Genomic DNA, 12,731 nt, shown 5'->3' with positions numbered 1-12,731 from the left:
ATCCTTGAGGGAGTTGAGGACGGCCACCTCCGCCTCGGACAGGGTCGCGATCGCGCTCAGCTGCGCCTCGGTCGCGTGCCCGAGGTCGTGGCCCTTCGCCTTGAGTGCCTGAACGGCGTTGAACGACATGTCACTTGCCTCCTTGATGGAATGAATCGGTACTTCGGTTTTCCAGAGCCGTACTGGATGTACGGCCCAGCTCATGAGGGGGGACTCTCGGACTCGGGCGTGGGCGCGGGCGCGGGCTTGGACTCAGGCGCAGGCGCAGGTGCGGGCGCAGCCGTCCATCCCGTCCCCCGCCACAGACACACCCCTCCCAACAGCGCCAGCCCCCCGCCCGCCGCGGTCAGCACCCAGCCGATGCCGACCCATGTCGCCAGCGCGGCGCCCGCCAGCGGTGCGGCGAGCTGCAACGCCGTAGGGACGACCATGGCGACCGTGCTGACCCGCCCGATCAGTTCCGGCGGGGTCTCGCGTTGGACGAGGTAGCCGAAGACCACGAGGATCCCGGCCGAGCAGAGTCCGATCCCCACGGTGACGGGCAGCCAGGACACCGCCGCGATCCGGACTTCGACCGTCGCGGCCACCCCGACCGCCGCGACGAGGACGCCGGTCGCCGCCTGCGAGGCCCCCAGGATCGTGAACGGGCCGCGCTTGCGCCCGAGGTGGCCGACGGCCACACTGCCCACGGCCGCGCCGACCGCCACGGACGCGACCGCGGCGCCGTAGAGCGATCGTGGGAGCCCCAACTCCGGTAGCAGCAGCGGGGACAGCGTGTCGAACATCAGGACCAGGAACAGCGTGGCGGAGAGGCACGCGACGGCCATCCGCAACGGCCCGCTGCGGCGGACGTAGGAGAGGCCCTCGCGCAGTTCGTGGCGGAATCCCGTGCTCCATACGGCCCGTGCGCCCGCCGCGGTCGTCGTCCGCTTCCGTGCCGTGGGCCGCGCCCGCAGCCGCGAGAGGATCAGCGCCGAGAGGACGAAGGTCGCCGCGTCGACGGCGAAGGCGCCGTGCGCGCCGGCCAGAGTCAGGACCAGCCCGCCGAGCGCCGGCCCGGCGATCTTGGTGGCCTGGTTGGCGAACGTGTTCAGCGAGGTCGCCGCGAGCAGCGCCCCCTCCGGGACCGCACCCCTGATCGCCGCCTGCTGAGCCGGCATGAAGAGGGTTCCTACGGCTGTCTTGAGCGCCAACAGGCCGAGCAGCACCGGCAGTCCGGGTGCCGTCAGGAAGCACAGCACCAGGACGGCACGCGCCAGGTCGCTCCCGATCATCACCGCCTTGTGCGGCAGGCGGTCCGCCCAGACCCCGGCGACCGGGGCCACCACCAGCCACGGCACGGCGACCGCGACCGCCACGGCGGCCAGTCCACCGGCGCCCGCCCGCCACTGGTAGGCGACGAGCGAGACCAGGGCGACGTAGTCGATCCAGTCCCCGCAGCCGGACAGCACCTGCCCGCAGAAGAGCAGCCGGTACTGCCGGTGTGTCAGCGCGGCGAGGACGCCCGTGCGCTGCGCGAGCGCGTCAGCACCCTCCGTGACGACCGTGGCACGCAGCATGACCACCTCCCGACCTCTGGACTTCTTCTGGGCTTCTCGACTTCTTCTAGATTTCCGGCTGCTGGATTTCCGGCTTCTCAACTACGTGACGGCTCAGGCCAGTTGCGGCACCGGGTCCGGGGCCGACGCGAGGATCTCCTCGAACAGCACCGAGGTCGCGCGCAGCGTGTGCAGCGCGCTCACGCCCAGGGCCGTGTGATGTTCCGGGCCCAACGGCAACCGGTCGACGGCCCGCATCAGTTCGTCCCGGTGCCGGATGTCGAGCGCGGAGTGCCGACGTAGCGTGCGGAAGCCGTCCGCCGGATAACCGGTGCGTCGTTGGAGCATCTCGGCGAAGTCGGGCGTGGGCGGATAGCCCTCCAGTACCGCGATGTGGCCGAGCAGGCAGACCGGGTGGTAGTGGCGGATCCAGTAGTACTGCGCGCCGACCAGGTCGGCCGCGCCCGCGGTGGGCATGGTCCGCAGCGGTTCGTCCGGGTCGCGGCCGATCGCGGCGAGATCCTGGCGCAGCCACTCGTCGTGTCCGCGTTCCTCCCGGATGTGCCGGGCAAGGTAGGTGGCGGTACCCGCGGCGACCGGGTCGCCGGCCTCCGCGAGGATCTCCGCCCGCTCCAGCGCGGTCTCCATCAGCGGGACGGTGGCCCGGATCGCCGTGTGCAGCGCGCAGAGATAGCGCGGATACAGCTCCCCCAGCGCCGGTGAGTCCCAGACCCGCGCGGAGAGCTTGAACAGCCGGGGCATCAGCAGTTCGATCTTCGCCCGGAGCAGCGCGCTGTTGGTGGGCACGGGCTCTGACGCGGGCGCCGCGCTCGTAGTCGTCGTAGTCGTAGTCGTAGCCGCCTGATCCGCCTGATCTACGTGGTCTGCTTCACGGCCGTTGTTCATGCCGGTGTCCCCTTTGCCAGCAGGGGGATCGAGCGGAGCAGCGGGTCGTCCTCGTCCGGCCGGACCCGGCGGGCCATCGCCCAGCACAGGCCGCAGATGTCGGAGAACCCTCGGTCCGCGAGATCCCGGAACTTGGGATGGAGCGTGAGCGGGCCGGCCCCCGCGTCGGCCAACGCCCGGTAGAACGGGTGCTGTTGGAAGTCGTCCACGGCGGTGCCGACCTCGTCCCCGGAGTGGCACTGCTTCCGCAGCAGCGCGGGTCCGGCGCCCATGATCACGGACTCGTTGCAGCAGACGCTGACGCGTCCGTCGTAGCGGACGACCGGCGAGATGACGGAGTCGCAGGCGCCGAAGGCCCGGCCGGGGTGGCGGGTGCCCGGCTGGAAGAGCTGGGCGCCGCGGCCGTGCGAGAGCCCGGGGGTGGGGACGACCTCGGCGTGCCGCGGCCAGGAGTCGCCGAAGGCCAGGGCGAGGAGCTGCCGAGCCCGGTCGGGGCCGCCGTCCTTGTCCACCACCTGTACGACGATGGGCAGTTGGTGGTCACCGATGGCACGGGCCGCGTTGACGAAGCGCTCGGGTCCGGTGCCCGCCTCGTGATAGGCGTCGGTGCTGAGGTAGACGCAGACGCAACGGTCGAGGACGTCGTGGATCCAGCGGGGCGGGTCCGGTGCCGCCGCCCAGATGCCGCTGGTGTAGACGACGACGTCCTTGCCCGCGGCGGCGATCCGCCGGGTCGCGAAGGTGAGTCCCCGGCGTTCCACGAAGGGCTCGCCGCCGGAGATCCCGACCATGGTGCGGTCGGGGTCCGCGCAGAGCCGTTCGACGATCGCTTCGAAGAGGGTGAAGTCGGTGATCCGGGGGCTGTCGGCCCGCGAGTCCACCGAGCAGTGCGCGCAGCCGACCGGACAGCGGTCGGTGATGAACAGCAGGCAACTGGCACCCGGGGTCACGCGAATACGACTGATCTCGTCGTGGGTCAGCCGTACGTGCCGCCCCTGGCCCTGGCCTTGCGCCTGCCCCTGGCTCTGCCCCTGCCCCTGCCCCTGCCCCTGGCTCATCCGGCGCATGCCAGGTCCTCCTTCGGCGTGTGGCCGAGGGCGACGAGGTCCGCGTAGCCCGGTACGCCGAAGCTGCGGGCGAACGACATCGGTCCGGCGTCGAGCAGCGTGCGGTTCACCAGCTGCTCTACGGCGACGGTCGACGGCCTGCCGACCAACTCCCGTACCTCGGGCCTGATGTCGGGGGCCTTGGAGAGCGTGTAGCAGGTGTCGCAGTAGCCCGCGCTGCCGCAACCGCCGCCGAGGCCATCCGCCAGATAGCGGGGGCCGAAGGTCCGTACGGCCCGCATCATCGGTGATTCCAGGGTCCGTTGCTTGATGGTGGCCCAGTCGTCGCGTGCGATGTGCCCGAGGTAGAGGTGCGCGGGCAACGGCACCTTGCCGTCCATGACGTCCTGGTTGCCGCAGCCGGTCACCTGCCCGTTGAAGCCGACCACCGGCCAACTCGCCAGCGCGCAGGGTTCCGCCGTCACCGGCTGAGCGGTGCCAGGATGCCGGGCGAACCACTCCCGCGCACGGCCGACACTGGCCAACGGCACGACGAGCATGGGCACTTGGTCGTCGAACTCACGCCGGACGGCACTGGTGATGTCGGCCAGGTAGGGGTCGTCCGGTCCGAGGCCGGTGAGTTGCAGACTGACGTCCTTGCCGTCGTCGATCAACTCGTGCAGCACCCGGAAGACGGCCTGCCGCGGGACCTCCTCCTCGTGGAAGCAGTCGAGGCTGGCGGAGAAGTGGTCGACCGCGTCGATCGCCGCCCGGACCGAGCGCGGGATGCGCGGCTTGCGGGCGAAGAACAGCCCGGACAGCACGTGGGTGTACGAGCCGGCCGCGCGGGCCCGTTCGGCGATGTCACGGACCAGCGCGGGACGCAGCAGCGCCTCGCCGCCCGACATCAGCACGAACTCGGGGTGGCTCTCGACGGTGAACGTCTCGGCGAACCGCAGGAACATCCGGGCCGGGTGCTCCTCGCTGTCCATCAGCGACTCCGTGGAGCAGTGCCGACAGTGCAGCGGACAGCGCCGGGTGAGCCCGATGGACACGGCGGCACCGGGCACGGACCTGTACTTGAGGAACTCCATCAGGTGCACGTGGTTACCCCTTCCCGAGGGCGTCGCGCGGTGTCTGACCGCCACACGCGAGCCTGGTGCGCCGCAAAGGGGTTGTCGCGCGCTGTTCCGCTCAACGGACCGTCGCACCCCGGAGTGTCCCTGTGGGAGAGGACGAACTCCGGTGCGGGGCAGCCGACTTGGGCAAGTGACTTGGGAGAGACGGCGACTTGGGAGAGACGCCGACTTGCGCGAGGGGCCGACGTAGTCGTTGGCCAACGACACCTCTGCCGCGGCCGACTTGAGACGGGCCTTCTCCGGTGCGGGGAACCGCCCTTCGGTGTCGTCGAGGGACTTCACCCGGTGACCGTCACCGGCCATGCAGGACGACCGACTCGCGACGGCATTCCTGACAGGCGTCTGCCCGGCGGTGGCGTCGTAGGACTGCGCGGCGAGGTCCCCCGCCACATCGGTCTCGTACAGGACGCCGACCTTCGTGTTCGCTTCGGGGACGCAGGTCTGGTCCATGGCCTAGTCCCAGCCGGACACGGCCGACTCGGTGTCCTCCCTGACCAGTTCGAGGGCCTCGGCCGCGGTGCCGTCGCCGCCGGTGAGCGCCTGGGGCGGGGTGAAGCCGTGCGCGGCGGCCTCCGCGCTGTCGGTGATGCCGTAGCGGCGCTTCATGTTCATCGAGTCGTAGGCGACACTCGGACGCAGACCGGAGGGTTCGGGCACGAACCGGAAGCCGAGGCGCTGCATGCACTCCTGCTTCACCACGTCTCTGGCGTTCTCCACGTCCACGACGCCGGCGTAACCGAGCACGCAGTCCTGGAACGGCAACCGCATCCCCTTGGCCAGCCCCTGTTCCACCCGCGACTGCGGCCAGGCGGCACGCGTTCTCGCATCGGGCAACGGCATGGCCTGCGCGACGAGTTGACGCCTCTTCGCCTGTATCCGGCGTACGGATCCTGGTTCCACGCGGAAGCAGCGTTGTGATGGACGGCCTGCCCCGATCCCCGGGCGTCGCGGGGGGGTCTTCATCCCGCCGTAGACCTCGGACGGGAAGGCACCGAACACGAACGTGATGAACGTGGCGCCGTTGGGCGAGTAACCGTCCTCGTTGGATCGCCAATGCCGGGTGGCGAGACAGCCGCTGTCGGACTTCTGCGTCGTCTCGGAACGCGAATCGCGCGAAACGCAAGGAACTGTAACCGCACGCACACCATGAGCAACAAGGGTGTTCGAGACGCGGGAGCGGGCGTACGTTCCGGTTACGGAATGCACGCCTGCGTGCGCCCAACTGCGCGTTCTCGGGGATACGGAACACGTGTCATCCGGGGTCAGTGCCTCAGTGATGACGTAAACCCGCTGCACCCACCAAAAGCAAAAGCCCCAGGTCACGGCGAGTGAGTCCTGAGGCTTCCACAGAGCCGCCTTCGGGATTCGAACCCGAGACCTACGCATTACGAGTGCGTTGCTCTGGCCATCTGAGCTAAGGCGGCGCGCTGTCCGCACCATGGTGCGATCAGCAACGTCGGAAAGTCTACACAGTTTCCGGGGGTGCTCCGTACACCCCCGGTCCCGCCCCCCTCCACTCCCCCGACCGCAGCCGCCCCGCCGCTACGAGCAGCGCTTTCCCTTCGTCGGTGGGGTTCCGCGGAGCAGGTACGTGTCGATGGCGGAGTCGATGCACGTGCTGCCGCGGCCGTACGCGGTGTGGCCGTCGCCGACGTAGGTGAGGAGGCGGGCCGAGGAGAGCTGGCGGGACAGGGCCTGGGCCCAGCGGTACGGGGTCGCCGGGTCGCGGGTCGTGCCGACGACCACGATGGGGGCGGCGCCCTTCGCCTCGATGCGGTGGGGTTCACCCGTCGGCCTCACCGGCCAGTACGCGCAGTTCAGGGAGGCCCAGGCCAGGCCCTCGCCGAAGACGGGGGACGCCTTCTCGAAGGCGGGGAGCGCCCGTTCGACCTGTTCGGTGGTGGAGAACGCGGCCGGCAGGTCGAGGCAGTTCACGGCGGCGTTCGCGAACATCAGGTTCGAGTAACGGCCGTCCGCGTCCCGCTCGTAGTAGCTGTCGGAGAGGACGAGCAGGCCCGCGCCGTCGTTCTCCTTCATCGCCGAGGTCAGCGCCTCGCGCAGCTGCGGCCAGGCCGCCTCGTCGTACATCGCGGCGATCACGCCGGTGGTGGCGAGCGCCTCGCCGAGTTTGCGGCCGTCGGCGTCACCGGTGGGGATGGGGTGCGCGTCGAGCTTGCGGAAGAAGGCCTTCAGGTTCGTGCCGACCTTGGCGGGCGTGGTGCCCTTGCCGCCGAGCGGGCAGTCCGGCTGCCGTACGCAGTCCTTCGCGAAGGACTGGAACGCCGTCTCGAAGCCCGCCGTCTGGTCGAGGTTCATCCGGCGCGCGGGCAGCGAGGGGTCCATCGCGCCGTCGAGGACCACCCGGCCGACCCGGTCGGGGAACAGTCCCGCGTACGTCGCGCCCAGGAACGTCCCGTACGACGCCCCGACGTACGTCAGTTTCCGGTCCCCCAGTACCGCCCGCAGGATGTCCATGTCCCGGGCCGCCTCGACCGTGGAGACATGGCGCAGCACGTCGGGCGAGTGGGCGCCGCAGCCCTCCGCGAACTTCTTGTACTGGGCGACCAGTTGGCTCGTCTCCCGCTTGTCGTCGGGGGTCGTGTCGGTCTGTGTGAAGGTGTCCATGGCCCGGCCGCCGAGGCATTCGACGGGCTCGCTGCGGGCGACGCCCCGGGGGTCCATCGCGACCATGTCGTAGCGGGCGCGGACCTCGGCCGGGTAGCCGATCCCGGCGTACTGCTGGAGGTAGCCGACCGCCGAACCGCCCGGCCCGCCGGGGTTCACCATCAGCGAACCGAGCGGCTTGCCCTTGCCCGTGGCCTTCTTGCGGGCGACCGCGAGCCGGATGTCCCCGGCGGTGGGCTTGGCGTAGTCCAGCGGCGCCTTCATCGTGGCGCACTCGAAGCCGGGGACGCCGCAGGTGCGCCAGCTGAGCTTCTGCCCGTAGTACCGCGCGAGCGTGGACGGCGTCGACTGCGGCAGCGCGGCCAGCACCACGGCCGCGGCCGGACTCGCCGCCGCCGTCGAACTCCCCGAGGAGCACGCGGAACACGCGGACACGAGGAGCGCGGCCACGGCGAGCAGCGCGCCGCCGGTCCGACGGCTACGGCTTCGACGGCTTCGACGGGCCAGACCGGGCCGACTGGATTGGCGGAGGGAGCGCCTGATGTGCATCAGCCGATCGTAACGCTGAGCGATCACCAGAACGCCCTGCGTACGCAATCCACCTCGGACGAGTTACGTCGTCAACCTCATGGACGGTCGTCCACCTCGTGGCCGAAGGATCAGCCCGCTCTGAGCGCCAAGGTCATCGCCTCCACCGCGAGCAGCGGCGCCACATTCCGGTCGAGCGCGTCTCTGCACGCGCCGATCGCGTCGATACGGCGCAGCGTGGACTCCGGGGAACCGGCGCGGGCCAGTCGCTCCAGGGCGTCCTCGGCGTCCACGTTGGCGATCGCCACCCGCGAGCCGAACTGGAGGGCGAGGACGTCCCGGTAGAACGCGGTGAGGTCGGTCAGCGCGAGATCGAGGCTGTCGCGCTGCGTACGCGTTCGCCGCCGCTTCTGCTTGTCCTCCAGGTCCTTCATCACGCCCGCCGTGCCCCGGGGCATCCGGCTGCCCTGGCCGCCGCCCATCGCCGCCTTCATCTCCTCGGTCTCCTTGCCGTCCACCTCCTCGGCCAGCTGCTTGGCGTCCTCCGCGGCGGCGTCGACCAGCTCCTGGGCGGCCTTGAGGCAGCCGCCGACGTCCTCGACGCGCAGCGGCAGCTTCAGCACGGTGGCCCGGCGCTCGCGCGCGGCCGGGTCCGTGGCGAGACGGCGGGCCCGGTCGACATGGCCCTGCGTGGCGCGCGCGGCAGCCGCGGCCACGGCCGGTTCGATGCCCTCCCGGCGTACGAGCATGTCGGCCACGGCGTCCACCGAGGGCGTCGTCAGGTTCAGGTGGCGGCAACGGGAGCGGATCGTGGGCAGGACGTCCTCGATCGAGGGGGCGCAGAGGAGCCAGACCGTGCGGGGGGCGGGTTCCTCCACGGCCTTGAGGACGGCGTTGGCCGATTTCTCGTTCAGCCGCTCGGCGTCCTCGACGAGGATGATCTGCCAGCGGCCGTTCGCCGGCGAGGTGAACGACTTGCGGACCGTGTCCCGCATGTCGTCGGCGAGGATCTGGGTGCCCACGGCGGCGACCGTGGTGACGTCGGCGTGGGTGCCGATCAGCGCCGTGTGGCAGCCGTCGCAGAAGCCGCAGCCGGGGCTGCCGCCGAGCGCGCGGTCGGGGCTCACGCACTGCAACGCGGCGGCGAAGGCCCGCGCCGCGTGGTTGCGTCCCGCGCCGGGCGGGCCCGTGAACAGCCAGGCGTGCGTCATCTTCGACGCCTCCGGCGGGGGCGCGCCGGTGGTCGCCGCGGTGACGAAGGCGTCGGCGTCCCGAGCCGCTGCGTCGAGCTGCTCGCTCACCTTCTCCTGACCCACCAGGTCATCCCATACGGCCATGGGTCACCGGCCCTTTCGTCACGCTTCGGGTTACGCGATCCATTGTGCGGGCCACCACTGACAACGAGGGCCGGAGGCAATCGACCGGGAGCGGTCGGCAGTCGGCAGTCGGCAAGAGCCGACAAGCCCTGGGCTGGGCGGGGCTAGGCAGGGGAGATCACGGAGCCGCCATCAGCCCCTGCGTCCCCCGCTGGCCACCGGCCACCGACCACCCACCGCCGACCGCCGTCAGCCCCTACGTCCCCGCCCGCGGCCCCGCCCACGGCCCGTGTCGTCGTCTTGGTCGAAGTCGCCGGCCTCGTGTGGGCCGAGCAGTTCGTCGGCCAGCGAGGGCAGGTCGTCCAGCGGGGTCTCCTCGGCCCAGTCGGGGCGCGGCCTGCGTCGCGGTGCGCCCTGCTCGTCGACTTGGGGCAGCTCGCGGGTGCGGTCCTCGGTCCGGTCGGCCGCCCGCTCGCCCGGACGCTCGTCGCGGAAGAAGCCCTCGGGTACCCGGTCCGACGGATCCTCCCCGCGCACCGGCGGCAGCACCGCGGTCTCGTCGGCGGCACCGGACGGGATCGGGGGAAGTACGGCGGTCTCCTCGGCGGCGGACACCGGCGGCAGTACGGCCGTCTCGTCGGCGGCCCCCTCGGGCACGGGCGGCTGCGGCAGCTCCGCCGTCGCCTCGGAGTCGCGCGCCTCGGAGTCCCCGGACACCGACCGCAGCACGGCCGTCTCGTCCCGGGAACCGGAATCGGAGCCCGAACCGGAATCGGACGCGGACGCGGACCCGGAAGTCACCGGCCGCAGAACAGCCGTCTCGTCCCCGGACCGCCCACCAGTACCGGTACCAGAACCGGAACCGGAACCCGCGTTCCCCGCCCCCGGCGCCTTCACCAACGGAGTCTGCACGGTCGACGCCTCGGACCTGACGGCCTCCGGGGCGGCGGGGATCACCGGAGCCGTCGGCTGCCGTGCGGCCACCTCCGCGGCAGCCGCCGCCTCCACCGCGAGCCGGCGTGCCTCCTCGGCCGCGAGGAGTGCCGCCTCGGCCTTGCGCTGCTTCTCGCGGCGCCGCTCCTCGGCCTCGGCGCGCAGCCGGGCCTCCTCCTCGGCCTGCTGGCGCAGCCGGTCGGCCTCGGCCCTGCGGCGGGCCTCCTCGGCGGCGCGGGCCTCCTCTTCGGCGAGGAGTCGGGCCTTCTCCTCCTCGGCGCGCCTGCGGGCGTCCTCGGCGCGCTGCCGGGCCTCTTCCGCCTGGCGTTCGGCCTCGCGGCGCTGGGCCTCCTCCAGCTCGCGCCGCTTGCGCTCCTCCTCCTCGGCGCGCAGCTGGGCGAGCCGCTCCTGGCGCTCGCGCTCCAGGCGCTCCTCCTCGGCCTTGCGGGCGGCCTCTTCCTCGGCCTTGCGGCGGGCCTCCTCCTCGGCGGCCTTGCGTGCTTCCTCCTGGGCCTTGATCTCGGCCTCGGAGAGCGGCAGAACCGTGTCGAGGCGGTGCCGGATCACGGTGGTGACGGCCTCGGGCTCCTGCCCGGCGTCGACCACCAGGTAGCGGCCGGGGTCGGCGGCGGCCAGCGTGAGGAAACCGGACCGTACGCGCGCGTGGAACTCGGCGGGCTCCGACTCCAGTCGGTCGGGCGCCTCCGTGAACCGCTCGCGGGCGGTCTCCGGGGCGACGTCCAGCAGGACGGTCATGTGCGGGACGAGTCCGTCGGTCGCCCACCGGTTGATACGGGCGATCTCGGTCGGCGAGAGGTCCCGGCCGGCGCCCTGGTAGGCGACGGACGAGTCGATGTAGCGGTCGGAGATGACGACGGCGCCGCGCTCCAGGGCGGGCCGTACGACGGTGTCGACGTGCTCCGCGCGGTCGGCGGCGTACAGCAGGGCCTCCGCGCGGTGGGACAGTCCCGCCGACGACACGTCGAGCAGGATCGACCGCAGCCGCTTGCCGACCGGGGTCGCGCCGGGCTCGCGGGTCAGGACGACCTCGTGGCCCTTGCCCCTTATCCACTCGGCGAGGGCCTCGGCCTGGGTGGACTTGCCGGCGCCGTCGCCGCCCTCCAGGGCGATGAAGAAGCCGGTGGTCGCGGGCAGGGTGTCGGGGTCGTCGCCGCCGAGCAGCGCGTCCCGCAGGTCGTGCCGCAGCGGTACTCCGGAGCGGTCGTCGACCTTGGCCAGCACCAGCGCGGCGACCGGCAGCAGCAGCGCGCCGACCAGCATCAGCGTGAACGCGGCACCGCCGTGCGCGAACACGAACTTGCCGTTCTCCAGGCGGTGCGGGCCGATCAGCGCGGCCACCAGGGGGGCGATGAGCGCGCCGAGCGCCACGGAGACCCGGACGACCGCGTGCAGGTGCTCGGTCGTACGGGCCTTGCGGTAGTCCTCGGCCTCCTGGTCGAGGAGGGTGTGCCCGGTGTTGGCGGCCACGCCCGCGCCGATGCCGGCCAGCGCGACGATCAGCAGGACGGTGGTGAGGTCCGGGACCAGGCCGGCGGCGAGCAGCGCGATGCCGGTGAAGGCGATCGCCAGGGTCAGCAGGCGGCGCCGGGACAGCGCGGGCAGCAGTGCGGGGGCCGTACGGATGCCGACCACGACCCCGCCGGTCAGTCCGAGGACCAGCAGTCCGAAGGTCACCGGGCCGCCGTGGAGGTCCATGGCCTGGAGGACGGACACGGCGACGGCGGCGGAGATCGCCCCGGCGACGGCCGCGCAGGCGACCACGAGCAGCGCGATCGCGCCCGTACGGCCCTTGTCGACGCCGGTGCCCGTCCGGGGGCGGCGCAGTCCCTCCAGCGGCGACCGCGCGCGCGGGGTGCGGGTTCCGGGCAGCTCCAGGGCGGTCAGCACGGAGAGGGACGCGGCGAAGAGTCCGGCGGCGACGTACGAGCCGAGCGCGGCCTGGTGCTGGGCGAACCAGGCGATGCCCGTGCCCAGCAGGTTGTTGAGCAGCGCGGCCATCACGAGGGTGGCGGCGGCGAGCGGGATCGCCACGAAGCCGGTGCGCAGCGACAGGCGTCGCAGGGCGTCCATGTGGTCGGGCAGCGGCCGGACCGTGGCGCCTTCCAGGGGCGGGGCCGGGAGCAGGGCGGGGGCCGCGCTCTCGCGGCACACCGTCCAGAAGCGCTCGGCGACTCCGATGACGAAGGCGGTCACCAGGAGCACGGCCAACGCGTTGTCCGGAGTCCAGTCGATCCACAGCGGGGCGACGATCAGCAGCGCGGCCCGCAGGCCGTCCGCGCCGACCATGGTCCAGCGCCGGTCGAGGGGCCCCTCCTGGGAGGTGAGCGAGGTGAGCGGACCGAGCAGCACCGCCCCGAAGAGCAGTGTCGCCAGGATGCGCGCCCCGAAGACGGCCGCCACCGCGAAGGCCACGCCCCGGTAGCCACCGCCGAACGAGCCCTGGGCGATCGCCGATTGGAGGGCAAGCACGACCAGGACCAGCAGGGCGAGGGTGTCACCGACCCCCGTCACGAACTGCGCGCTCCACAACCGCTTGAGCTGCGGCTGGCGCAGCAGGGCACGGACGGCGCGCTCGCGGGAGTCCGCGACAAGGGCGTCGTCGGGGGCCGGCTGGTGGGCCGTTGGCTGCTCGGCTGGCGTCATGCTTTCAGCCTATCGGCAGCCACCGACATCGAGCCG

Annotated in this window: 9 protein-coding genes and 1 tRNA gene; all 10 read right to left on the bottom strand. The window is 72.1% G+C overall.

What is annotated here, in order from left to right; translation table 11 throughout:
* Nucleotides 1-129: aroma-sacti cluster domain-containing protein (locus ACIQPR_RS44375; RefSeq protein ID WP_403662039.1), on the bottom strand; the 129-nt coding region annotated here is incomplete at its 3' end.
* A 71-nt stretch (nt 130-200) separates the two neighbouring features.
* The gene (locus ACIQPR_RS44370; protein ID WP_403661791.1) at nt 201-1,559 is read right to left on the bottom strand and encodes an MFS transporter; all 1,359 of its coding nucleotides are present in this window, start codon (nt 1,557-1,559) and stop codon (nt 201-203) included.
* 93 nt (nt 1,560-1,652) lie between these two features.
* Entirely contained in the window at nt 1,653-2,345 is a 693-nt protein-coding gene (locus ACIQPR_RS44365; protein WP_403661788.1) for an iron-containing redox enzyme family protein, read from the bottom strand.
* A gap of 95 nt (nt 2,346-2,440) precedes the next feature.
* Nucleotides 2,441-3,511, bottom strand: coding sequence for a radical SAM protein (locus ACIQPR_RS44360; RefSeq protein WP_403661785.1), 1,071 nt, complete (start codon nt 3,509-3,511; stop codon nt 2,441-2,443).
* A complete protein-coding gene (locus tag ACIQPR_RS44355; RefSeq protein WP_403662036.1) occupies nt 3,499-4,584 on the bottom strand; it encodes a radical SAM protein in 1,086 nt (361 codons plus the stop codon). The genes ACIQPR_RS44360 and ACIQPR_RS44355 overlap by 13 nt, the downstream gene beginning before the upstream one ends.
* 498 nt (nt 4,585-5,082) lie before the next feature.
* A complete protein-coding gene (locus tag ACIQPR_RS44350) occupies nt 5,083-5,529 on the bottom strand; it encodes a hypothetical protein (protein WP_403661782.1) in 447 nt (148 codons plus the stop codon).
* 450 nt (nt 5,530-5,979) lie between these two features.
* Nucleotides 5,980-6,053: transfer RNA gene (locus tag ACIQPR_RS44345), tRNA-Thr, on the bottom strand.
* Nucleotides 6,054-6,171: 118 nt separating this feature from the next.
* Nucleotides 6,172-7,803 carry an alpha/beta hydrolase gene (locus ACIQPR_RS44340; RefSeq protein ID WP_403661779.1) on the bottom strand — a complete coding sequence of 544 codons (1,632 nt, stop codon included), beginning with the start codon at nt 7,801-7,803 and terminating at the stop codon, nt 6,172-6,174.
* Between the two features lie 110 nt (nt 7,804-7,913).
* Nucleotides 7,914-9,119 carry a DNA polymerase III subunit delta' gene (locus ACIQPR_RS44335; protein ID WP_403661776.1) on the bottom strand — a complete coding sequence of 402 codons (1,206 nt, stop codon included), beginning with the start codon at nt 9,117-9,119 and terminating at the stop codon, nt 7,914-7,916.
* 228 nt (nt 9,120-9,347) lie between these two features.
* Nucleotides 9,348-12,695 (bottom strand): dTMP kinase, encoded by a 3,348-nt coding sequence (gene tmk / locus ACIQPR_RS44330; protein ID WP_403661773.1) that lies wholly within the window; start codon nt 12,693-12,695, stop codon nt 9,348-9,350.
* Nucleotides 12,696-12,731 lie beyond the last annotated feature (36 nt).

The organism is Streptomyces sp. NPDC091280 (assembly GCF_044768565.1).
In the GTDB taxonomy this organism is placed as follows: domain Bacteria; phylum Actinomycetota; class Actinomycetes; order Streptomycetales; family Streptomycetaceae; genus Streptomyces.
This window is presented reverse-complemented; position numbering and strand designations above follow the sequence as displayed.

Bases quoted from the DNA above. Each gene is read 5' to 3' on its own strand.
- ACIQPR_RS44370 (WP_403661791.1), bottom strand. From the start codon at position 1,559: ATGCTGCGTGCCACGGTCGTCACGGAGGGTGCTGACGCGCTCGCGCAG.
- ACIQPR_RS44360 (WP_403661785.1), bottom strand. From the start codon at position 3,511: ATGCGCCGGATGAGCCAGGGGCAGGGGCAGGGGCAGGGGCAGAGCCAG.
- ACIQPR_RS44355 (WP_403662036.1), bottom strand. From the start codon at position 4,584: ATGGAGTTCCTCAAGTACAGGTCCGTGCCCGGTGCCGCCGTGTCCATC.
- ACIQPR_RS44340 (WP_403661779.1), bottom strand. From the start codon at position 7,803: ATGCACATCAGGCGCTCCCTCCGCCAATCCAGTCGGCCCGGTCTGGCC.
- ACIQPR_RS44335 (WP_403661776.1), bottom strand. From the start codon at position 9,119: ATGGCCGTATGGGATGACCTGGTGGGTCAGGAGAAGGTGAGCGAGCAG.
- tmk (WP_403661773.1), bottom strand. From the start codon at position 12,695: ATGACGCCAGCCGAGCAGCCAACGGCCCACCAGCCGGCCCCCGACGAC.